General features: G+C 67.2%; 23 protein-coding genes. 7 read left to right on the forward strand and 16 right to left on the reverse strand.

Going from position 1 to position 22273, the window contains the following annotated elements; translation table 11 throughout:
* Positions 1-78: 78 nt before the first annotated feature.
* From CR918_RS12860 to prmB, 10 genes are all read right to left on the reverse strand, one after another.
* Positions 79-2097, reverse strand: coding sequence for a flotillin family protein (locus CR918_RS12860; protein WP_025876158.1), 2019 nt, complete (start codon positions 2095-2097; stop codon positions 79-81).
* The gene (locus CR918_RS12865) at positions 2094-2768 is read right to left on the reverse strand and encodes a DUF1449 family protein (RefSeq protein WP_032975011.1); all 675 of its coding nucleotides are present in this window, start codon (positions 2766-2768) and stop codon (positions 2094-2096) included. The genes CR918_RS12860 and CR918_RS12865 overlap by 4 nt, the downstream gene beginning before the upstream one ends.
* Positions 2769-2936: 168 nt before the next feature.
* Entirely contained in the window at positions 2937-3593 is a 657-nt protein-coding gene (locus CR918_RS12870; RefSeq protein ID WP_025876155.1) for a phosphoribosylanthranilate isomerase, read from the reverse strand.
* Positions 3590-4360, reverse strand: coding sequence for a tRNA pseudouridine(38-40) synthase TruA (truA, locus tag CR918_RS12875; RefSeq protein ID WP_025876154.1), 771 nt, complete (start codon positions 4358-4360; stop codon positions 3590-3592). The genes CR918_RS12870 and truA overlap by 4 nt, the downstream gene beginning before the upstream one ends.
* A 32-nt stretch (positions 4361-4392) precedes the next feature.
* Entirely contained in the window at positions 4393-4752 is a 360-nt protein-coding gene (locus CR918_RS12880) for a VOC family protein (protein ID WP_099843196.1), read from the reverse strand.
* A gap of 23 nt (positions 4753-4775) precedes the next feature.
* Positions 4776-6761, reverse strand: a complete 1986-nt coding sequence (locus CR918_RS12885) for a FimV/HubP family polar landmark protein (RefSeq protein ID WP_099843198.1) — start codon at positions 6759-6761, stop codon at positions 4776-4778.
* A gap of 105 nt (positions 6762-6866) precedes the next feature.
* Positions 6867-7895, reverse strand: a complete 1029-nt coding sequence (locus tag CR918_RS12890) for an aspartate-semialdehyde dehydrogenase (RefSeq protein WP_025876149.1) — start codon at positions 7893-7895, stop codon at positions 6867-6869.
* Between the two features lie 90 nt (positions 7896-7985).
* The gene (locus CR918_RS12895; protein ID WP_099843200.1) at positions 7986-9023 is read right to left on the reverse strand and encodes a 2-hydroxyacid dehydrogenase; all 1038 of its coding nucleotides are present in this window, start codon (positions 9021-9023) and stop codon (positions 7986-7988) included.
* A complete protein-coding gene (gene aroC / locus CR918_RS12900; RefSeq protein WP_080148350.1) occupies positions 9016-10119 on the reverse strand; it encodes a chorismate synthase in 1104 nt (367 codons plus the stop codon). Before aroC ends, CR918_RS12895 begins: the two co-directional genes overlap by 8 nt.
* Positions 10116-11045: a 50S ribosomal protein L3 N(5)-glutamine methyltransferase gene (prmB, locus tag CR918_RS12905; protein WP_025876143.1), complete on the reverse strand. Its 930-nt coding sequence runs from the start codon at positions 11043-11045 to the stop codon at positions 10116-10118. The genes aroC and prmB overlap by 4 nt, the downstream gene beginning before the upstream one ends.
* Before the next feature lie 123 nt (positions 11046-11168).
* Here prmB and CR918_RS12910 point away from each other — a divergent pair, with 123 nt between their 5' ends.
* Together CR918_RS12910 and asd are read left to right on the forward strand one after the other, a co-directional pair.
* Positions 11169-11819 carry an SCO family protein gene (locus CR918_RS12910; RefSeq protein ID WP_025876141.1) on the forward strand — a complete coding sequence of 217 codons (651 nt, stop codon included), beginning with the start codon at positions 11169-11171 and terminating at the stop codon, positions 11817-11819.
* Complete coding sequence (gene asd / locus CR918_RS12915; protein WP_025876139.1) at positions 11816-12658, forward strand: archaetidylserine decarboxylase; 843 nt, start codon at positions 11816-11818, stop codon at positions 12656-12658. The genes CR918_RS12910 and asd overlap by 4 nt, the downstream gene beginning before the upstream one ends.
* A 92-nt stretch (positions 12659-12750) precedes the next feature.
* Here the strand turns inward: asd and CR918_RS12920 are convergent, their stop codons facing one another.
* Together CR918_RS12920 and CR918_RS12925 are read right to left on the reverse strand one after the other, a co-directional pair.
* Positions 12751-13098: a ribonuclease E inhibitor RraB gene (locus CR918_RS12920; protein WP_025876137.1), complete on the reverse strand. Its 348-nt coding sequence runs from the start codon at positions 13096-13098 to the stop codon at positions 12751-12753.
* Positions 13099-13121: 23 nt separating this feature from the next.
* The gene (locus tag CR918_RS12925) at positions 13122-14732 is read right to left on the reverse strand and encodes a transglycosylase SLT domain-containing protein (RefSeq protein ID WP_025876135.1); all 1611 of its coding nucleotides are present in this window, start codon (positions 14730-14732) and stop codon (positions 13122-13124) included.
* Positions 14733-14854: 122 nt separating this feature from the next.
* Here CR918_RS12925 and CR918_RS12930 point away from each other — a divergent pair, with 122 nt between their 5' ends.
* Both CR918_RS12930 and greB read left to right on the forward strand, forming a co-directional pair.
* Complete coding sequence (locus tag CR918_RS12930) at positions 14855-16360, forward strand: helicase HerA-like domain-containing protein (RefSeq protein WP_025876133.1); 1506 nt, start codon at positions 14855-14857, stop codon at positions 16358-16360.
* A 79-nt stretch (positions 16361-16439) separates the two neighbouring features.
* Positions 16440-16955, forward strand: coding sequence for a transcription elongation factor GreB (greB, locus tag CR918_RS12935; RefSeq protein WP_032975018.1), 516 nt, complete (start codon positions 16440-16442; stop codon positions 16953-16955).
* A gap of 43 nt (positions 16956-16998) precedes the next feature.
* On the opposite strand, the gene CR918_RS12940 is transcribed toward greB, so the two are convergent.
* Together CR918_RS12940 and rimO are read right to left on the reverse strand one after the other, a co-directional pair.
* On the reverse strand, positions 16999-17817 hold the full coding sequence (locus CR918_RS12940) for a DUF3025 domain-containing protein (RefSeq protein ID WP_099843201.1): 819 nt from the start codon (positions 17815-17817) through the stop codon (positions 16999-17001).
* A complete protein-coding gene (rimO, locus tag CR918_RS12945) occupies positions 17814-19175 on the reverse strand; it encodes a 30S ribosomal protein S12 methylthiotransferase RimO (RefSeq protein WP_049469291.1) in 1362 nt (453 codons plus the stop codon). The genes CR918_RS12940 and rimO overlap by 4 nt, the downstream gene beginning before the upstream one ends.
* A gap of 204 nt (positions 19176-19379) precedes the next feature.
* Between rimO and CR918_RS12950 the strand changes: the two genes are divergently transcribed.
* The 3 genes from CR918_RS12950 to CR918_RS21175 are packed head-to-tail and all read left to right on the forward strand — an operon-like array spanning position 19380 to position 20653.
* Complete coding sequence (locus CR918_RS12950) at positions 19380-20051, forward strand: dienelactone hydrolase family protein (protein WP_099784944.1); 672 nt, start codon at positions 19380-19382, stop codon at positions 20049-20051.
* Positions 20048-20470, forward strand: coding sequence for an HIT domain-containing protein (locus CR918_RS12955; RefSeq protein WP_032975033.1), 423 nt, complete (start codon positions 20048-20050; stop codon positions 20468-20470). The genes CR918_RS12950 and CR918_RS12955 overlap by 4 nt, the downstream gene beginning before the upstream one ends.
* A 15-nt stretch (positions 20471-20485) precedes the next feature.
* The gene (locus CR918_RS21175; RefSeq protein WP_025876120.1) at positions 20486-20653 is read left to right on the forward strand and encodes a LiaI-LiaF-like domain-containing protein; all 168 of its coding nucleotides are present in this window, start codon (positions 20486-20488) and stop codon (positions 20651-20653) included.
* Positions 20654-20752: 99 nt separating this feature from the next.
* Here CR918_RS21175 and dcd read toward each other — a convergent pair whose 3' ends face one another.
* Positions 20753-21319 carry a dCTP deaminase gene (gene dcd / locus CR918_RS12965; protein WP_025876117.1) on the reverse strand — a complete coding sequence of 189 codons (567 nt, stop codon included), beginning with the start codon at positions 21317-21319 and terminating at the stop codon, positions 20753-20755.
* 77 nt (positions 21320-21396) lie between these two features.
* Positions 21397-22251: an iron-sulfur cluster carrier protein ApbC gene (apbC, locus tag CR918_RS12970; RefSeq protein ID WP_025876115.1), complete on the reverse strand. Its 855-nt coding sequence runs from the start codon at positions 22249-22251 to the stop codon at positions 21397-21399.
* Positions 22252-22273: the final 22 nt, after the last annotated feature.

Consider the following 22273-nt stretch of genomic DNA (forward strand, 5'->3'; position numbering starts at 1 on the left):
AGGTTTCCGGCTCACGGACGGCCGGCCGTCGATGCGGCCGGCACGGGTGGGCGATGGCGATGGCCATCGCCGGGTGGATCAGCGCGCGCTGTCGACCACAACGGTCGCCGCGACGGGCACGGTCTCTGCGTCCTCGGCGATCTGCCGCGGTGCATTGTCGGCCACGTTGACGCCCAGGTAGCGCTGCATCAGGTCCTGCACGATCGGACTCTTGCCGGCGAAGCCTTCGATCGACTTGCCCAGCGAAACCGCCTTGATCAGGTTCTCGAACATGCCGCCGTCGCCGCCAACCAGGTCGATGTCGGCGTTGCGCAGCGCGCTGGCGATGACGCCGGCGTTCTCGCGCGAGACTTCCTTGCCGGCTTCGATCGAGGCCAGCGCCTGCTTCAGGCTGTTGTCCAGCATCATGCGGAATTCTTCATGGCCGCGCGCCTGGTCGCTCAGCGAGGCGATGGCCTCGAACTTGCGGACCAGGCCCTCGGCCTCGGCCAACAGCTTCTTCTGCACCACGCCGGCTTCGGCGTTGCCCAGCGATTCGGTGGCGGTGGCGCGGGCCAGGCCCATCTTCTCCTCGCCCTGCGCCTGTGCCTGCAGCGTCTCGGCCAGCACGCGCGCCTCGTTGCTGCCCTGCTTCAGGTTCGCTTCGGCCTTGGCTTCGATCACGCGCGCCTCGGCGATGCCGACCTTCTCGATGGCCAGCGCCGACGCTTCGCGTACCTGCGCTTCGGCCAGGCCGGGTGCGGCCTGCTCGGCGCGGAAGGCGTCGGCCAGCAGGCGCTTGGCCTCGGCCTGCTTGCCGGCGGCTTCGTGCTCGGCCTGCGCCAGCGTGGTCAGCTCCACCGCGCGATGCTTGGAGGCGGTCTCGCGGGCCTGGGCTTCCTTCACTTCGCGCACCAGCGATTCCTGCGCCTTCGCCTCGGCTTCCAGGATCAACACCTGCTTCTGGCGGTCGGCCTCGGAGACTTCGCGCACTTCCTTGATGCGCTCTTCTTCCTGCGCCACGGTCTTGTCGATGGAGATGCGTTCGCGGGTGATGTTGGCCACGTCCATCTTGCCCTGCTCGACCACCTTGTCGCGCTCCACGCCCTGCAGCTGCACTTCGCGGTCGGTGGTGACCTGCTCCAGCTGGCGTGCGCGCTCGACGCGCTCGGCTTCGATGGCCACGGCGCGCTGGCGGTTCTGCTCGGCCACTTCAACTTCGCGCATGCGGTTCTGCTCGCGGATGTCGATCACCTGCTGCGCTTCGATGCGGGCATTCTCGGACAGCTGGCGCTGCTCTTCCTGCACCTTGGCGGTCTCGGCTTCCTCGCGCGCACGGATGGTCTCGATCTCGCGCTTCTGCCGTGCCTCGGCTTCGGCCTGCTGCCGTTCAAGGGCCAGCAGTGCTTCGCGGGCTTCGACGTTCTTCTTGGTGATGGCCAGCTTCTCGTTCTGCTCCAGCTCGTTGGTCACCACGTTCTGCGCAGCGGTCAGCTCGGTGATCTTGCGGATGCCCTGCGCATCGAGGATGTTGAACTGGTCCAGCAGCGACTTCGGGGTCTGCTCCAGGTAGTCGATGGCCACGTCTTCCAGCACATACCCATTGAGGTCGTTGCCGATCACCGCGATGATCTCGTCGCGGAATTCCTGGCGCTTCTCGAACAGCTCGGTGAAATCGAACTTCTTGCCGACCGTCTTCAGTGCTTCGGAGAACTTGGCGTTGAACAGCTCATCGACGGCATGCTTGTCCGACGCGCGGTCGGCGCCGATCGCCTTGGCCACGCGCAGTACGTCGGCCTGGGTCTCGTTGACGCGCAGGTAGAACGCCACGGCGATGTCGGCGCGCATGTTGTCGCGGCAGATCAGGCCTTCCTTGCCGCGACGGTCGATCTGCAGGGTGATCAGGCTGATCCGCATCAGCTCGGCGCGGTACAGCACGGGAATGATCAGCGCACCGGTGAAATGCACTTTCGGGGTGGAACTCATGTCGTTGACGATCAGGGCCACGCCCTGGTCGACCTTGCGGTAGAACGCCTTGAACAGACCCGCCACGCCGAGCAGGAGGGCGAGGACGCCGCCCACGATGATCAGGAAGGGGAGCACGGATGCCAACGTCATTGATGTTTCTCCTTGTTGCCCGGAAGCAGGTTGTCCTGGAAGTCGAGGGCGACCGCGTCGGCGCGGACCACCCGGTAATGGTGTTGTGCAGCCACGTGCTCGACCAGCACGATGCGCTCGCCGCGCTGCAGTTCGATGTCGCTGCGGATCTGCAGGACCAGGCCGGCACCGCCGTCATCGACGGTGGCATGGCCACTGCGTGCGTCGACCTTCGGCGAAGCGACCACGCCGACCCGGCCCAGCAGCGAGGCCTGCGGCACAGGGCGCAGGCGCAGCAGGAAGCGGCGGATGGGACGCAGCAGCAGCGCGGTGACCGGCACGGCCGGCAGGGGTGCAAGCACCGCCACGACGGTGCCCAATGACCAGCGCAGCAGGTCGGGCAACGGCAGCAGCAGGTACAGATGGATGAAGTAGGTGAGGGTCCAGGCGAACAGGCTCAGCAGCGTCACCACCACCATGAGCGGCACGCCGCCCAGGCCCCAGCGCGCCAGCAGCGCTGACAGGCCACTGAGATGGGCATCGCCTTCAAGGGCGCCATCGGCACCGGCCTCGCCGAAACCGTCATCGACCAGGCCAAAGGCGGCAATCCCCCAATACAGAACAGCCACCGCCAGCGCGACGCTGTACGGGAGGGTCGGATAACCGAGTACGACGGTTAGGAATTCCTGCATCGCTTGCCTTCCTGGGCGGGGGCGCCAGGCGCCCGTTCGGAGCACGCCACCAGCGGCTCCGTCGATCCTCGTGCCGGCCCTCATGGCCAGCACGCTTGGGATCATCCTATGTGAAGAGGGTGTGCAGGCTCAAATGTGAAGACCGGACACCTCGGAAGTGACCATGTCTCAATCCAGCACGGCGCAATCGGAGCGCCGGACTTCTTCCACGAACGTGCGCATCTTGTAGCCGTCCTTGATGCCCGGCTCCAGTTCGATGCCACTGGAGACATCCACGCCCCACGGCAGGGTCGCCAGCACGGCGTCATGCACGTTCTCCGGCGTCAGGCCTCCGGCCAGCAGGAACGGCCGGTGCAGGCCGGTGGGGATACGCGACCAGTCGAAGGCCACGCCGGTACCGCCGCCGCCGCCCGGCGCATGGCTGTCGAACAGGAAGCCGGCGGCGCTGGGGTAGCGCAGCTGCAGGGTGCGCGCATTGATCTCCTCGCGCCCGCCCATGGCGATCGCCTTCAGGTAAGGCATGTTGAAGCTGCGGCAGAAGCTCTCGTCTTCCTCGCCATGGAACTGCAGCAGGGTCGGCCGCACGGTACGCAGCACCTCGCGCACTTCTTCCCTGCTGTTGTTGCGGAACAGCGCCACCACGTCGACCATCGGTGCGATCGCCTGGCGCATCGCGCGCGCTTCGGCAGGCGCGACCCGGCGGCTGCTCTCGCGGGCGAAGATGAAGCCCACCGCATCCACGCCCAGCTCGCCGGCCAGGCGCACGTCGCCGGCACGGGTCATGCCACAGAACTTGATGCGGGTACGGTAGTAGGAGCGGCTCATAGCGTTACCTCGGCGGGCAGATGCCAGTTGTCGGGGTACAGCGGCCCCAGGAACACCAGTCCCTGCGGAGGAGCGGTGGGACCGGCCACGGTGCGGTCGCGCCCGGCCAGCAGTTCGGCGATCCACTCCACCGGCTGCTCGCCACTGCCGACCAGTATCAACGAACCGACGATATTGCGGACCATGTGATGAAGGAATGCATTGCCGCGCACCGCCACCTCGATGACGTCGTCGTGGCGGCTGACCTGCAGCGACTGCAGCTCTCGCCGGGCATGCAGGGCCTGGCACTGGACCGAGCGGAAGGCGCTGAAATCGTTCTCGCCCAGCAGGGCCTGCCCGGCCAGGTGCATGCGCTCGGCATCGAGCGGGCGCCGCTCCCAGCTCAGGGTCTGCCGGCCCAGCGCCGGGCGCACTTCGCGATTGAGCAGGCGGTAGCGATAACGTCGTGCGCGGGCGGAGAAACGGGCATGAAAATCGTCGGCCACCGGCACGCACCAGCGCACGGCGATCGAACGCGGCAGGCGGGTGGTGGTGCCGAGCATCCACGCGCGCGGATCACGCACCACGTCGGTGTCAAAGTGCACGACCTGGCACTGGCCGTGCACGCCGGCATCGGTGCGGCCGGCGCAGACCACCTGCAGCGGGGTATCGGCCACCGATGACAGGGCCTGTTCCAGGCTGGCCTGGACGCTGGGTCCGCCCTCGCCCAGGTTCTGCCATCCCCTGAAATCGCTGCCGTCGTACTCGACGCCGAGCGCGTAACGCATGTGCTACCTCGATATTGCGGGTGGGGCGGCGCTCAGGCCGGGTCGCGCTCGGACCAGACCGCCAGTTCGTTGCCACCGGGCTCGACGAACTGGAAACGGCTGCCGCCAGGGAAAGAGAACACGGTCCGCACGATCTGACCACCGGCCGCGCGCACCGCCGCTTCCATCGGCGCCAGCTGGTCGGCATACAGCACCTGCAGTGGCGCGCCTTCGCTGGCACGTTGCGGTTGGCCACGGAAGAAGCCTCCCTGCAGGCGGCCATCATCGAAAGCGGTGTAGTCGCTGCCGTAATCGACAAACGACCAGCCGAACACGACCTCGAAGAACGCGCGGCTCGCAGCCGGGTCGCTCGAGGCGAATTCAACGTAGTCGAGACGGCGTTCGCGGGTCATCGCAGGTCCTTGTCGAAGGGATGTCAGGGCAGGCGGGCCAGCAGTTCGCGGGCCTGCGCCTGGCAATGCAGGTCACCCCCTTCGGCAACCTCCTGCAGCAGGGTGCGCGCGGTCTGCGCGTCGCCCAGGTCCAGATAGGCGATGGCCAGTTCCAGCCGCTCCTGGCCGATACGCGGTTCCCAGTCATGGCTATTGTCTGCAGCAGACCCGACGGCGTCCTCGGCGGCAGCACGGTCGTCGTGCAGGTCGACCGGTGCAGCCGTCTCATGCTCATGCGGTTCGGCCGGCAGATCGAACACACCGCGGAACTGCGGCTCCTGTTCGGCCTGCAGCGCGTATTCGGGCACGGCCACCTCGGCTGGCTCGATGGGCGCCACCGCGGCAGCGCCGGCAGGATCGTCCCAGTGCGGCAGATCGTTCACCGCAGCAGGCAGTTCAACCCGTTCGTCTTCATCAAGCTCACCCGCCCGCCACTCGGCCGGCGAGGCATCCTCATGGATGTCCGCAGCTGGCACGTCATGGTCGGCAGTGGCAGCCCAGGCCGGCATCGCCGGTTCCTGGCGTCCGCCATCGGCGGCGAAGTTCACCCCGGCGTCCTGTTCGGTCAGGGTATCCAGCGCGGCACCTGCCGGCAGCGCTGCTGCCAGGCCGGCGGCATCGTGTTCCTCGCGCAGCGGCGGCAGCGGCGAGGGCTTGCGACGACGCAGCAGCCAGGCGCCCAGGGCAACCAGCACGAGCAGCGGCAGGCCCAGCCAGTACCACGGCGTGCCAGCGCCGGGCGCACCGGGCGCCTGGGCCAAACGCTGCTGCGCGGCGGCCAGGTCGTTGTCCTTCATCGCGATCAGTGACTGCTGCTGCTCCTTGAGCTTCTCCAGCTCCGCCACGCGCTGCTTCAGATCGCCGATTTCGGCATCGCGAGTGGCGATGTCCTCCTTGGCCTGGCGCAGTTGTTCGTTGCCCAGCATGTCACCCTCGCTGCCGGCACTGGTGCCGGTGGTTGTGCCCGCGTGCGCGGCGTCGGATGCCAGCGCCGGAGCGATTTCAAGTCGTGCCCCGGTGGCCGCAGCCGGGGAAGAAGCAGCGCCATCGGCCTTGGCCACCGGCATCGCGGCGCCAGCCGGCTGTGGCACGGTGCGTGCCTGCCGCCACTGTGCGGCATGCTCGCGGACCAGCGCGGCGGCCTCGGCCGCATCCACCGCGGCCAGTGCGGTATCGCCCGGCATGCGCAGCACCGCGCCCTGCTTGAGCAGGTTGACGTTGCCACGGATGAAGGCTTCGGGGTTGGCACGCAACAGCGCGATCATCGCCCGGTCGCGACTGATCTGATTGCCACGGGCCAGCGAGCCGGCGATCTGCGAAAGCGTCTGTCCGCGCTGCACGGTCACACTGCCGTCTGCAGCGAGCGCTGGTGCAGGTGCAGGTGCTTGCGCAGGTGACGCAGCCCGTGGACGCGGTGCAGCAGGTGCGGCGGCCGGCGTGACCGGTGCCGACTCGGGTGCGGTTGCAGCGGCGGCAGGCGCATCACGGACGATGGTGTCCGACAGCACGCCGGCCGGCGCGACGATTTCCGGTTCGGCCACGGCCAGTGCACTGGCCGGTGCATCGACCAGCGCCGAGTACTCACGCACCAGCCGACCCTGGCCCCAATCGGCCTCGACCAGGAAGCTCAACGAGGGTGTTTCCACTGGCGTCTGCGAGGTCACCCGCACCACCGCCCTGCCCTGCGCATTGCGGGTCAGCTCGAACTGCAGTTCGCTGACCAGACCCGCCGGGCGCTGCAGGCCAACGCGCTCGAAGGTGACCGGCGAAGCGAGCGCGACGCGCAGGTTCTCAAGTTCGGACGGATCGGCCGAGATCACCGGGATCTCGGCCAGCAACGGCTGTCCCGGCTTGGACAGGACCCGGATGTCGCCCAGGCCCAGGGCCATGGCCGAACTGCTGACCAGGGCCAGCAGCGCGGCGGAAAGACAGGTGAGCGGACGCCGTGCGCCCTTGGCTCGTTTATTCATGGGCGACACTATAAAGCGTGCGGACCACGGTCCGCACCCACCGGGGAGGCGGACTGCGCTAGTGCCGGCCAGCGGCCGGCACTACCGGTCAGGCAACAGCGGGGATCAGCGCTTCTCGGCGGCGACCAGCTCGGCCAGCTGCACCGCGTTGAGGGCTGCGCCCTTGCGCACGTTGTCCGACACGATCCACAGGTTCAGGCCGCGCGGATGCGACAGGTCCTCGCGGATGCGGCCGACGTACACCGCGTCGGTGCCCGAGGCATGAGTGACCGGCGTCGGGTAGCCACCGGCCTCGTGACGATCCACCACCTCGATGCCCGGCGACTGTTCCAGCAGCGCGCGCGCTTCGGCGACGGTCACCTTGTCACGGGTTTCGATCGCCACCGATTCGGAGTGGCCATAGAACACCGGCACGCGCACCGCGGTCGGGTTCACGAGGATGCTGTCGTCGCCCAGGATCTTGCGGGTCTCCCAGACCAGCTTCATCTCTTCCTTGGTGAAGCCGTTGTCCAGGAAGTCGTCGATGTGCGGGATCAGGTTGAAGGCGATCTGCACCGGGAAACGCTGCGGATCGATTTCCTGGAAGCTCAGCAGCTGGCCGGTCTGCTTGCCCAGTTCTTCCAGTGCCGAACGGCCACCACCGGATACCGACTGGTAGGTGGACACGTTGATGCGCTCGATGCCGTACTTGCGGTGCAGCGGTGCCAGCGCGACCAGCATCTGCATGGTCGAGCAGTTCGGGTTGGCGATGATGCCGCGCGGACGGTTGGCGACCTGGTCCGGATTGACCTCCGACACCACCAGCGGCACGTCATCGTCGTAACGGAAGGCCGAGGAGTTGTCGATCACCACCGCGCCAGCGGCAGCGAACTTCGGGGCGTATTCCTTGGACACGCTGCCGCCGGCCGAGAACAGGGCGATGTCCACGCCACTCGGGTCGAAAGTGGCCAGGTCCTGGATCCTGACCTTGTTGCCGTTGTATTCGACTTCGCCGCCGGCCGAGCGCTCGGAAGCGAGCAGGCTCAGGGTGCCGACCGGGAAATCGCGCTCGGCCAGGATGGCCAGCATGGTCTCGCCGACCGCGCCGGTGGCGCCGACGATGGCGACGTGGAAGCTGCGTTGTGCATTGCTCATGGGGGAACTCTCACGAAAACGGGAAGGGGGAAAACTCACGCACGACAGCTGGGTTCGGGGAGCCTCCTCGGATGGATGCGCGGAGGTTCCCTATCGTTTCCCGCTTTTTTTGTCCGAGGTCGCGCGCGCGGCAAGGGCCGCGTCGGCGTTGATCGCGCTCGGCATGCGCGACGGGCTGCCATCCAGGCCCAGCCCGGCCAGCAGATTGTCCACGGCCATCTGCACCATGGCCGTACGCGTGGCCAGCGATGCGCTGCCGATATGCGGGGTCAGCACGATGTTGCGCAGGGCCAGCAGTTCCGGCCGCACGTTCGGTTCGCCTTCGTAGACATCCAGGCCGGCCGCCGCCAGGCGACCGTTGGCCAGTGCATCGGCCAGCGCCAGTTCGTCGACGATGCCGCCGCGGGCGATGTTCACCAGGGTGGCAGACGGCTTCATCTTGGCCAGCGCGGCGGCATCGATGATGTGGTGCGAGGCGGGGGTGTATGGCAACACGGTCAACAGATGGTCGGACTGCGCCAGCAGCGTGTCCAGATCCACATGGGTCGCGCCGAGCGCGGCTTCGGTATCGGCCGGCAGCCGCGAACGGTTGTGGTAGAGCACCTTCATGCCGAAGCCGTGCGCGCCGCGACGGGCGATGCCCTGGCCGATGCGGCCCATGCCGAGGACGCCCAGCGTGCTGCCATGGATGTCGGCACCCAGCATGGTCTGGAACGACCACTGCCCCCACTGGCCATCGCGCAGCCAGCGCTCGGATTCGGTGATCCGGCGCGCGGTGGCCATCAACAGCGCAAAGCCGAGATCGGCGGTGGTCTCGGTGAGAACGTCCGGGGTGTTGCTGGCGAGAATGCCGGCGGCGCTGAGCGCGTCGACATCCAGATTGTTGTAGCCGACGCCGACATTGGCGATCACCTTCAACTGCGCGGCATCGGCGACCTGGGTCGCACCGATGCGCTCGTTGAGGGTGATGATCGCCCCGTCAACGTCCGCCAGCTGCGCGGCGATCTGCTGTGGCGACCAGGCGGTGACGGTATCGGTGGTGCGCAGCTGCACGCGATCGCGCAGCGGCGCGATGGCCGCGTCGATCAGCGGCTGGCTCACCCATACCGTCGGCCGCGTATCAGCCATCAAGCTGGCCGGGAATGCGCGGGGTGATGGTGCCGACATCGCCGCACTGCGCGCGGTGGCGCAGCGCCTGGTCCATCAGCACCAGGGCCATCATCGCCTCGGCGATGGGCGTGGCGCGGATGCCGACGCAGGGATCATGGCGGCCGGTGGTGACCACCTCCACCACATTGCCGGCCGTATCCAGCGATTCACCGGGCAGGCGCAGGCTGGAGGTCGGCTTGAGCACCATCGAGGCGACCACCGGCTGGCCGGTGGAAATGCCACCGAGAATGCCGCCGGCATGGTTGCTGGCAAAACCCTGCGGGGTCAGCAGGTCACGGTGTTCGGTGCCCTTCTGCATGGCGCTGGCGAAACCGTCGCCGATCTCCACGCCCTTCACCGCGTTGATGCTCATCAGTGCGGCCGCGAGCTCGCCATCAAGCTTGCCGTAGATCGGCTCGCCCCAGCCCGGCGGTACATTGTCGGCGACCACGTCCACGCAGGCACCGACCGAATCGCCGGACTTGCGCAGCGCATCCATGTACGCCTCCAGCTCGGGCACCTGTGCGGCGTGCGGCCAGAAGAACGGATTCTCCTCGACTACCGACCAGTCGAAACCGGCCGGAGTGATCCCGCCCAGCTGCGACAGGTAGCCGCGCACGGTGATGCCGAAACGCTCGGCCAGCCATTTCTTGGCGACCACGCCAGCAGCCACGCGCATGGTGGTCTCGCGCGCCGAGGAGCGGCCACCGCCGCGCGGGTCGCGGATGCCGTACTTGTGCCAGTAGCTGTAGTCGGCATGCCCCGGACGGAACTGCTGGCCGATGTTGCTGTAGTCCTTGCTGCGCTGGTCGGTGTTGCGGATCAGCAGCGCGATCGGGGTGCCGGTGGTCAGGCCCTCGTACACCCCGGACAGGATCTCGACCTCGTCGGCCTCGCGCCGCGCCGACGTATGCCGGCTCTTGCCGGTGGCGCGACGCTGCAGGTCATGGTTGAATTCGGCCGCGTCCAGCGCCAGCCCCGGCGGGCAGCCATCGATCACGCAGCCGATGGCCGGCCCGTGTGATTCGCCGAACGTGGTGACGGTGAACAGCTTGCCGAACGAATTGGAGCTCACGGGCGCTGCGCCGCCAGTTCGGTGATGCGCGCGCTGTGGGCGATCAGCTCGCGGCACTCGACCGCGAAGATGCCCATCTGGCCGACCTTGAATTCGACCCAGGCGAAATCCACTTCCGGCAGCAGCTTGATCAGGTGCTGTTCGGATTCGCCCACTTCACAGATCAGCAGGCCGTCCTCGCTCAGGTGCAGCGGCGCGTCGCGCAGGATCTTCAGCACCAGGTCCAGGCCATCGTCGCCGGCACGCAGGCCCATCTCCGGCTCGTAGGAGTATTCCTGCGGCAGGGCGTCGGTCTCGTCGTTGGTGACGTACGGCGGGTTGGTGACGATCAGGTCGTAGTGGCGACCGGTCAGGCCGTTGAACAGGTCCGACTTCAGCAGGGTCACGTTGTGCGCCTGCAGGCGCTCCTTGTTCTCTTCGGCCAGTGACAGCGCCTCATCGCTGAGGTCCACGCCGTCCACTTCCCAGTTCGGGTAGTAGTGGCCCATGGCGATGGCGATGCAGCCCGAACCGGTGCACAGGTCCAGCGCGCGGTTGACATCGCGGCCGGCCAGCCACGGCTCGAAGCCGCACTCGATCAGCTCGGCGATCGGCGAACGCGGCACCAGGGCGCGCGTGTCGCTCTTGAAGCTGAGGCCGGCGAACCAGGCTTCACCGGTCAGGTAGGCGGCCGGGATGCGCTCGTCGATGCGGCGCTGGAACAGCTCCAGCACCGCCAGCTTCTCTTCGCGCAGCAGGCGCGCCTGGCCATAGGCCGGGCCGAGGTCGTGCGGCAGGTGCAGGCCGTGCAGCACCAGCTGGGTGGCCTCGTCCAGGGCATTGTCGTAGCTGTGCCCGAAGGTCAGGCCCGCAGCATTGAAACGGCTGGTGCCGTAGCGGATCAGATCGATGATCGTGTGGAGTTCGGCGGCCGTTTCAGCGGTCATGGCGGTACTGCGGGCAAAGTGGCCCCCGATTATAGGGGTTGCCGCCTGCGCCGGCATCCGTTGCGGCAGAAACGATCCAGCCGCAGCCGGTATGATGGTGGCCACTTCCTGCGGCGGAATCCCATGTTCAATCGCAACGTCGGCATCATCCTGCTGATCGCCCTGGCGGCGGGCCTTGGCCTGCTCGCCGCCCAGCAGGTGTTCGCGCCGAAGCCGCCGGCCGGGCAGCCGGCCACCGAAGCGATCACCCTGTACCCGCAGCCGCGCGCCCTGCCCGACTACAACCTGGCCCAGTCCGACGGCACGCGCCTGATTCCCGGCGAACTGAAGGGCCACTGGACCCTGGTGTTCCTCGGCTTCACGTTCTGTCCCGACGTCTGCCCGACCACCCTGGCCGAGCTGGCCGGCGCGCAGAACCAGTGGGAAGCCCTGCCCGACGGCCTGCGCCCGCGCGTGCTGTTCGTCTCGGTCGACCCGGAGCGCGACACCGCCACGCGCCTGGGCGAGTACGCCCATGGCTTCCACAAGGACACCCTGGCGGCGACTGCCGACATCCCCTCGCTGGAGCGCTTTGCCACCTCGCTGGGCTTCGTGTTCCAGAAGGTGCCGGGCAAGCACTTCGACGAGAATCCCGAGGATTACACCCTCGAGCACTCCGCCAGCCTGGCCGTGCTCGATCCGCAGGGCCGGCTCGCCGGCCTGGTGCGGCCCCCGTTCAATGCGCCGGCGATCGCCCGCGACCTGCAGAAGCTGACCGAGAAATCCGCCCCATGAGTCTGACCACCGCCCTGACGTACGTCCTGCCCCACCGCCTGCTGTCCTCGATGGCGCGTTCGCTGGCGTACTCGGACAACCCGCGCGTATCGCGCTGGCTGATCGACACGGTCACCCGCAAGTTCAACGTCAACCTGGATGAAGCGGCCAATCCGGACCCGCGCAGCTACCCGACCTTCAACCAGTTCTTCACCCGCGCGCTGAAACCCGGCGCGCGCGTGGCCGATGCCGATCCGCGCAGCCTGGTGATGCCGGCGGACGGCCGCATCAGCCAGCTCGGAAAGATCGACGCCGGGCGCATCTTCCAGGCCAAGGGGCAGTCGTTCACCGCCGCCGAGCTGTTGGGCAGCGCCGAGGACGCCAAGCCGTTCAACGAGGGACTGTATGCCACGGTGTACCTGTCGCCGCGCGACTACCACCGCGTGCACATGCCGTGGACCGGCACCCTGCGCGAAACCGTGCACGTGCCCGGTCGCCTGTTCAGCGTCGGCCCGGCCGCGGTGAACAACGTGCCCGGCCTGTTCGCACGCAACGAACGCCTGGTCTGCCATTTCGATACCAGCTTCGGCCCGATGGTCAGCGTGATGGTCGGTGCGCTGCTGGTGTCGGGCGTGGAAACGGTGTGGAGCGGCGAAGAGATTCCGCACTACGGCGACCGCATCACCCGCAAGGATTACCGGGGCCGCGGCATCACGCTGCAGCGCTTTGAAGAGATGGCGCGCTTCAATTACGGCTCGACCGTGATCGTGCTGCTGCCGCCGGGCGTGGCCGAATTCGCCCCGCACCTGGATGCCGAGCATCCGGTACAGCTGGGCCAGGCACTGGCCAAGCTGCGCTGATCCTGCGGTAGTGCCGGCCGCTGGCCGGCATCTCCGTTGATCCAACGCATCGAGCGTTGCCGGCCAGCGGCCGGCACTACCGGACAGGTGCGTTACTGCAGGGTCGGCGCCGGGCCGACGTCCATGCCGTCGTAGTCTTCCACGCCCATCTGCGTGGCCAGCGCGCTCAGTTCCTGGTTGCGCTTGTCCAGCGAGGTTTCGTCGTGCACTTCCACGCGCTCCACATGCAGCACGTGGAATGCAGCCTCACCGTCTTCCGGCTCCTGCTCGAACACTTCCACCAGCACATAACCCTGTGCCTGCAGGTGGGTGGCAAGTGCGTGCAGCGGCTCGGCGGTGGAGTGCACGAAGAAGTACCCCCACAGCAGCGGGGCGTCCAGGTCCCAGTCGGTGTTCTCGCGAAGGTTGGTGAACAGGTTGCGGGTGTCTTCGAGGTCCATGCGATATCCAGAGTGCGGAGAGATTATTTGTCGCAGCCCTGCAGCTTCAGCACCTGGCCGTGGCGCAGGCTGTAGCCGGGGGCCTTGAGGCCATTGGCGCGGGCCAGCACCGGCACATCGCACTGGAACTTCGCGGCGATCCGGCCCAGGGTCTCACCCTTGCCGACCTTGTAGCTGCGGGCCGGCTTGGCGCGCGGGGCCGGCGCCGGGCGCGGCGCAGCCACCGGCGCGGCGGGCGTGGTCGGCACGCTGCTGGCGGCATTGGGATCGACCACCGGCACCACCCCGCCCACGGCCACGCTGCCGGTGTAGCTGGCAGCACTCGGGCGCACGATCGCGGCATTGAGGTCGGCGGTGATCAGGGTGCGGGCCAGATCGGCACGCGGGCCGCTGACGCAGTTGCGCGCGTACAGGCCAGCAATGCGGTTGGTGGCGTTGATGAGGGTTCCTGCCGGAATCCAGCCATCGGCCTCATAGCGCGGGTTGAGGTTGCGCAATGCGCGCATGTAGCCATCGCGGGTGCCATGGCTGCCCAGGCAGATGGTCAGTTCGTAGATCGTGGTCGAGCGGGCCAGGCGGATGGTGGCCGGCTGCGCGTTGATCTTCGGGAACTCCACGCCGTACTGCTGGGGGTGCAGGAAGATCCAGGACGCGGCGATCACCATCGGCACGTAGTCCTTGGTTTCGCCCGGGAACTGGTTGTAGACGCTGTCCACCCAGAAGCTCTGGCCCGGGTACTGCTTGTAGACGCGCGCTGCGCGACCCTCACCGCCGTTGTAGCCGGCCAGCGACAGTTCGACGTTGTTGTTGAGCTCACGCATCCGCTCGTTGAGGTACGTCGCGCTGGCTTCAGCGGCGCTGCGCGCATCGAAGCGGGTATCGAAACCGGTACCGTCCGGGCCGAGGCCGAAGCGGCGGCCGGTGGCCGGCATGAACTGCATCAGGCCCGCAGCGCCCGCACGCGAGGACGCATGTACGCGGCCGTTGGATTCCTTGGCCATGATGCCGAACAGCAACGCCTCGGGCAGGCCGCGCTTCTCCCATTCCGGCCACATCACCGCACGCAGGTTCTGGTAATTCTCGTAAGTGGTCATCAGCGCCGGGCGCATGTCGGTCAGCCAGCGGCGGATGCCGGCCTGCACGGCGGGGTTGTACTCGACCATGTTGTCGAAGGCATGGCGCTTGTCGTTCAGCAGCGCCGCTGCGCGGGCCGCCTCGGGCACGTCGGCAGCCAGCGGGCCGACATGGTCCGGGTCGGCTTCCAGGCGGTCGCCGGCTTCATCGGCCACGTCATCATCGGCGGCGGCATCGGCATCGTGCTTGAGCAGGCGCTTGTAGGTCGCCAGCATGTTGCTCATCTGGCAACCCTTCTGCTTCACGCATTCGCTGATGACATCTTCCATGTCCTCCAGCGCGGCATCGGCCTCGTTGCGCCCCTTCGGATCGGCGTTGGCCACCAGCAGAACGGCATCGCTGTAGCGCTTCTCGGCTGCAGTCATGCGCTGCTGCAGGGCATCCACCTTCACCTTGTCCCGGGCCGAAACCCGCTGTGCGTGGGCCTCCGGTGCCAGGGAAACCAGGCCAGCCAGGGCCAGCAGCGGCCAGGTGCGGGAAATCAGGACAGGAACGGGCATTGGTGGCACTGTGTATGAAACAGGCAGGCAGAGTAGCGGCGCTGCCAAGGTCGGGGCAAGCCGACCTTCGGCCCGTCACTGTCGGCGGTTAACATTGGCACATTCATCACAAGGGCTGGACCATGGATCCGATTCTGCTCGGCAAAGGCATCACCGACGATGTGGCTGTCACCCTGCTGCCGAAACTCGGCAACCGCCATGGGCTGGTCGCCGGCGCCACCGGCACCGGCAAGACCGTGACCCTGATGACCCTGGCCGAGGGCTTCTCGCGGATCGGAGTACCGGTGTTCCTGGCCGATGTGAAGGGCGACGTCTCCGGCCTGGCCGTGCCGGGTACCGGCGCCGAGAACCTGCTCAAGCGCGCGGCCGAGATCGGCGTGAGCGACTATGCCCCGGCCGCCAGCCCCACCGTGTTCTGGGACCTGTACGGCAAGCTCGGCCACCCGGTGCGCACCACCGTGAGCGAGATGGGCCCGACCCTGCTGGCCCGCATCCTGGAATTGAACGACACCCAGGCCGGCGTGCTCGACATCGTGTTCAAGCTGGCCGACGACCGCGGCCTGCTGCTGCTGGACATGGACGACCTGCGCGCCCTGCTCGGCCTGGTGGCCGAGGAGCGCAAGGACATCTCCACCGAGTACGGCCTGGTCAGCGCGCAGTCGGTAGCCGCCATCCAGCGCGCCCTGCTGCGGCTGGCCCAGGACGGCGGCGAGCACTTCTTCGGCGAACCGGCGCTGGAACTGGCCGACATCATGCGGGTCAACCATGACGGCCGCGGTGTCATCGGCATCCTTGCCGCCGACCAGCTGGTGCTCAAGCCCAAGCTGTACTCCACGTTCCTGCTGTGGCTGTTGTCGGAGCTGTTCGAGCAGCTGCCCGAAGTGGGCGACCTCGACAAGCCGAAGCTGGTCTTCATTTTCGACGAAGCGCACCTGCTGTTCGACGATGCACCGCCCGCTCTGGTACAGCGCATCGAACAGGTGGTGCGGCTGATCCGTTCCAAGGGCGTGGGCGTGTACTTCTGCTCGCAGTTCCCGGACGACGTGCCGGCCAACATCCTTGGCCAGCTCGGCAACCGTGTACAGCACGCGCTGCGCGCATTCACCCCGCGCGACCAGAAGGCGGTGAAGACCGCCGCCGAGACCTTCGTACCGAACCCGAAGCTGGATGTGGTGAAGGTGCTCAGCCAGCTCGGTACCGGCGAGGCGCTGGTGTCCACGCTGCAGGACAAGGGCGTGCCGATGCCGGTGCAGCAGACGATGATCGCGCCACCCCGCTGCCGCATGGGACCGGTCACCGACACCGAACGTACGCAGGTGCGTGCCGGCAGCCCGGTTGGCACGCGCTACGACACTGCCGTCAACCGCGAATCGGCAGCCGAACTGCTGGCGCAGCGCGCGCAGAAGGCCGTCGAGAAAACCGATGCGCCGGCCGCGCGCAGCCGTGAGCAGGACGAGGCGCAGGAAGGCGGTTTCGGGCAGTCGATCAAGGACGCTATTTTCGGTACCAAGCGCCGCCAGGGCATGATCGAGACGATGGCCAAGCAGACCACGCGTACGGTCGGCACCAAGCTGGGCAACCAGATCGTGCGCGGCATCCTCGGTGGCATCTTCGGCGGCAAGCGCTGAGAGCCCCGGCAGTTCCCTTTGCGGCGCGCCGGCGACGGCGCGCCGTAGTTGTTTCATTCCGCACGAGAATCCGCATTACATGTCGCGTTGGCGTCCCCCCGCAGAAAAGAGCACCGCACTGATCACCGCCGCCGGCCATGCACGCCTGAAAACCGAGCTGGATGAGTTGTGGCGGGTGCGTCGACCCGAGGTGGTCAAGGCGCTGGCAGCAGCCGCGGCCGAAGGCGATCGCTCGGAGAATGCCGAATACACCTACCGCAAGAAGCAGCTGGGCGAGATCGATCGGCGCGTGCGCTACCTGACCAAGCGCCTGGAATCGCTGCGCGTGGTCGACACCACGCCGACCGATCCGCAAGCCGTGTTCTTCGGTGCGTGGGTTGAGCTGGAGAACGTGGACAGCGGGCAGACCAGCCGCTACCGCATCGTCGGGCCGGATGAGACCGATGCGGGGCTGGGCTGGATCAGCATCGATTCGCCCTTGGCGCGGGCCTTGTTGAAGAAGCGCCTGGATGATGAGTTTTCAGTGGAACTGCCCAGTGGCAACCACACCTTTGCGGTGATCGGTGTGGAGTACGAGACCGCGGCCAACGGCTGAGCCTGTGGCGGGCAGCGGCGCTCAGCCGGGCATGGGCCCGGTTCTAGAGAAGCGGCGGCGGATAGCGGCGCCCTTCGCGCAGCGGACGGAAATAATCGTCGTTCGCGTAAAAGGCTGGCGCCTGGTCGGTGTGCCAGCCGGGAATACCCGCCAATGGCAGCGGACGCAGTTCCAAGGGATCGAGCAGCACCCTGCCCTCCTCGATGGCGCGCGCGACCGTGTCGATGCAGCCCGCATCGTCATCGCCCTGCAGCACCACGCATTTGCCGACCAGCAGCCGGCCCGGCAGCAGCGCCTGTTCCATCAAGGCATGACCGAATACCGCGGCGATGGCGATCCGTCCTGACTGCCAATGGATCGGCTCGAACAGCACGCGCCACTGGTGAGCATCCCAGGCTGCAAGCAATGCCGGGTCGCGCACGCGTACCACCACGCCGGTTTCATCGAACTGGGTCAGCGCGGCCTGCGCGCGGTTGCGCTGTCCTGCGGCCATGCCCTCGATGTGCCGGCATTGCTGCGCGTTGAGTGCGCACTTGATCGGCAGGTAGCGTGCCCAGACCAAGGCGTTGAACAGGTCGTGCCAGTTGCCCGCGCGGGTTGCGATGCGCCCTTCGGCAATGCGCGTTTCGTAGTGCAGGCCGTCGGCCAGCAACGCCGCATCCTGTTCAACAACGCGCTTGCCCGGCAGCGCCAGGCGCGCGTCCAGATCGACCACGCGTGGCCAGTCCGCTGCCGTCAGCAGATCGCCGAACCCGGCGATACCGGCAAACAGCGGATGATCGAAGGCAGCCCTGTCCACCGCCGCACGCAGCGGCGGCACGAAGCGGCGGGGGCCGCCATCAGCAGCCTCCGCCCCGGTCACAGCACCTTGAGGTCGAATGCCGGGCGCGTGGTCGGCGGCAGTGCGTCGCCGTAGAGATCGTGCTCGTCGCTCTCGGTGATTTCCACGTCGACGAACTCACCCACGCGCAACGCCACCTGGTCTGCGTTCTGGATATGCACCAGGCCGTCGATCTCCGGCGCATCGGCCCTGGAACGGGCCACCGCGATATCGCCTTCGATGGCATCGACCAGGCATTGCTGCACCGTGCCGATCTTGGCTTCCAGACGCGAAGCCGAAATCTGCGCCTGCTTCTCCATGAAGCGCGCCAGTCGTTCCTGCTTCACTTCTTCCGGCACCGGGTCCGGCAGGTTGTTGGCCGTAGCGCCCTCCACCGGCGAGTAGGCGAACGCACCGACGCGGTCCAGCTGCGCTTCGTCCAGGAAGGACAGCAGCTCTTCGAACTCGGCCTCGGTCTCGCCCGGGAAACCGACGATGAAGGTCGAACGCACGGTGATGTCCGGCGCGATGCGGCGCCAGTTCTGCACCCGCTCCAGGGTCTTCTCGACCGCGCCGGGGCGCTTCATCAGGCGCAGGATGCGCGGGCTGGCGTGCTGGAACGGGATGTCCAGGTACGGCAGGATCCGGTTCTCGGCCATCAGCGGCACCACGTCATCGACGTGCGGATACGGATAGACGTAGTGCATGCGCACCCACGCATCCAGTTCGGACAGGCCTTCGCACAGTGCCTTCAGGCGGGTCTGGTAGGCCTTGTCGCGCCACATCTTCTCGGCGTACTTCACATCCACGCCATAGGCAGAGGTGTCCTGCGAAACCACCAGCAGTTCGCGCACACCGCCGCGCACCAGGCGCTCGGCTTCGCGCAGCACCTCGTCCACGGGACGCGAGACCAGCTTGCCGCGCATCGACGGAATGATGCAGAAGCTGCAGTGGTGGTTGCAGCCTTCGGAAATCTTCAGGTATGCGTAGTGGCGCGGGGTCAGCTTGATGCCGTAGTCCGGCACCAGATCCACGAACGGGTCGTGCTTGGGCGGCAGCGCCGCATGCACTGCTTCCATCACGCTCTGGTAATCCTGCGGCCCGGACACCGCCAGCACGTTCGGGTACGCCTCGCGGATCTGCTCCGGGCGCTTGCCCAGGCAGCCGGTGACGATGACCTTGCCGTTCTGGTTCATCGCCTCGCCGATGGCATCCAGCGATTCGGTCACCGCCGAATCGATGAAGCCACAGGTGTTGACCACCACCACGTCGGCCGAATCGTAGGACGGGACGATGTCGTAGCCTTCCGACCGCAGCTGGGTGAGGATGCGCTCGGAATCGACGAGGGCCTTCGGGCAGCCAAGGCTGACGAAGCCGACTTTGGGGTTCAGCTGGGACATGGAATCGCGGGACTCTGGGGGCCTGGGCCCCTGCCGGCATGGCAGGGGGACCTGGGGGCCGGGGCCTGAAAGGGCGCCAGTATACCGGGGTTGGGCAGCGGCCTCTGAATCGCGAGCCGCCCGATCCCGCACAGCCGCTGACATCGCGCTAACCCGCCCAGCACCGACAATGCAGGCCTGGCCCCTGCAACGAGGTACACCCCGATGTCCGAATGGATCATCCTGGATACGCATTACGGCCCGGTCCGCGCCTGGCAGGCACTGCCCGAGGGCAAACCCCGTGGCGCGCTGGTGGTGGTGCAGGAGATCTTCGGCGCCAACCCGCATATCCGCGGCGTCGCCGAACGCTTCGCCGCCCAGGGCTACGCCGTGTTGGCCCCCTCGTTCTTCGACCTGGTCGATGGCCCCGAGGCCGACCCGGATGCCCTGCCCTACAGCCCCGAGGGCGTGAAGGATGGGCTGGAACGGGTTACCGCGCTGGGCATGGAAAAGGCACTGGAAGTGGTCCGTGCCGCAGCAACCCGGCTGGCACCGCACGGCAAGGTCGGCACGGTCGGCTACTGCTGGGGTGGCAGCGTCGCCCTGCTGTCCGCGCTGCGCCTGGGCCTGCCCTCGGTGAGCTACTACGGCGCGCGCAACGTGCAGTTCCTGGACGAGACGCCGAAGGCCCCGGTGATGTTCCACTTCGGCGCGCAGGACAAGAGCATCCCGCCCGAGGCGATCCAAGCGCACCGTGAGAAGCTGCCGCAGATGGCGACCTACGTCTATCCGGCCGACCATGCCTTCAACCGCGAGGTCGGACATGCGTATGATCCAGACAGCGCCGCCCTGGCGCTGCAACGCACCCTGGACTTCTTCTCGGAGCATCTTGGATGAGCGATTTCGAACTCGATTCACGCCTGGCCACCGATAGCGTACTGGTGGCCGAAGGCCCGTTGTCGCAAGTGCGACTGATGAACGACGAACGATTCCCCTGGCTGGTCCTGGTGCCGCGTCTGGCCGGGGTGACCGAGTGGATCGAGCTGGACGGCGAGCAGCAGGACAAGCTGCGCACCGAGCTCAACCGCGCCTGCAAGGCCCTGCACGGTTCGGACGGGGTGGAGAAGATCAACATCGGCGCGCTGGGCAACATCGTGCGCCAGCTGCATTTCCACGTGATCGGCCGCCACGACGGCGATCCGGCGTGGCCGGGACCGGTCTGGGGCAGTGGCCCGGCGCACCGCTATGAGCCGGCCGCGCTGGACCAGCATGTCGCCTACTGGAAGGAACGGCTAGGATATCCAGCCCATTCCTGAGCCAGTGCCGACCCGATGCGATTCAATATCGTCGCCGCCATCCTGCTGATCCTGATCGGCCTGTTCATGCTGGCCAGCAACCTGGGCTGGACCAACCTGAACCTGTCGCGCCTGCTGCTGACCTGGTGGCCGCTCGGCCTGGTGGCCGTAGGCATCGCGATCCTGTTCGGTCGCGGCAAATAAGGTAGCGCCGGGCCATGCCCGGCGAACGCAGCGCGCGGACCCACAAAACGGAAACGCCGGGCATGGCCCGGCGCTACCGATACGCGCTGACGCAAGCTGTCAGGTGCGCGGCAGGGTCACGCCGGTCTGGCCCTGGTACTTGCCGCCGCGATCCTTGTACGAGGTCTCGCACACTTCATCGGACTGGAAGAACAGCATCTGCGCCACGCCTTCGTTGGCGTAGATGCGCGCCGGCAGCGGCGTGGTGTTGCTGAATTCCAGGGTCACGTGGCCTTCCCACTCCGGCTCCAGCGGGGTCACGTTGACGATGATGCCGCAGCGCGCATAGGTGCTCTTGCCCAGGCACACCACCAGGGTGTCGCGCGGAATGCGGAAATACTCGACCGTGCGCGCCAGCGCGAAGCTGTTCGGCGGAATGATGCACTCGTCACCGACGATATCGACGAAGCTGCCCGGATCGAAATGCTTGGGGTCCACGATCGTCGAGTTGATGTTGGTGAACACCTTGAACTCGCGCGAGCAGCGCACGTCGTAGCCGTAGCTGGAAGTGCCGTAGCTGACGATGCGCTCGCCGTTGGCCTGCTTGACCTGCCCGGCCTCATACGGCTCGATCATGCCGTGCTGTTCGGACATCCGGCGGATCCAACGGTCACTCTTGATGCTCATGCTCTGTCCTGGGTGCGAGGGGGCGCGAGGATTCTAGCAGGGGGCCGGGCGTCGCCGCCGCAGCCCCCAGCGGGCCCTTACAGCAGCGAGGACAGGATCGGGATCGAAGCGCGCGGGCGCTTGCCCACTTCCTCGACCAGACGCTGGGCGGCACGGTGGTAGGCCTGGGCCGCCGCCGATTCCGGCTGCGCGGCGGTGATCGGGGTACCGGCATCGCCCTGCTCGCGGATGCCGATCTGCAGCGGCAGCGACCCCAGCAGCGGCACGCCGTACTGCGCCGCCATGCGCTCGCCACCACCTTCGCCGAACAGATGCTCCACATGCCCGCAGTTGCTGCAGGTATGCACGGCCATGTTTTCGACCACGCCCAGCACCGGCACCTCGACCTTCTCGAACATCTTCAGCGCCTTCTTCGCATCCAGCGTAGCGATGTCCTGCGGCGTGGTGACGATCACCGCGCCGGCCAGCGGGATCTTCTGCACCAGGGTCAGCTGGATGTCGCCGGTGCCCGGCGGCAGATCGATCAGCAGATAGTCCAGGTCGTCCCACAGCGTGTCTTCGAACAGCTGGGTCAACGCCGCCGTCGCGCGCGGTGCGCGCATGATCAGCGGCGTTTCATCCTCGACCAGATAACCGATCGACATGGTGTCCACGCCGAAGGCCCGCATCGGCTCGATGCTCTTGTTGTCCGGGCTTTCCGGGCGACCGGACAGGCCGAGCATCGCCGGCACGCTGGGGCCGTAGATATCGGCATCAAGCACGCCTACGCGCGCCCCCAGCTGCTGCAGTGCGACGGCCAGGTTGACCGCCGTGGTCGACTTGCCCACGCCACCCTTTCCCGAGCCCACCGCGATCACGTTGCGGATGCGCGCATGCGGCGCCAGTCCCTTCTGCACCTGGCTGGCATGCGGACGACGGGAAGAACTGTTCACTGCGGGCTCCGGGTGAATCGAC

Source organism: Stenotrophomonas indicatrix, from assembly GCF_002750975.1.
GTDB classification, from domain to species: domain Bacteria; phylum Pseudomonadota; class Gammaproteobacteria; order Xanthomonadales; family Xanthomonadaceae; genus Stenotrophomonas; species Stenotrophomonas indicatrix.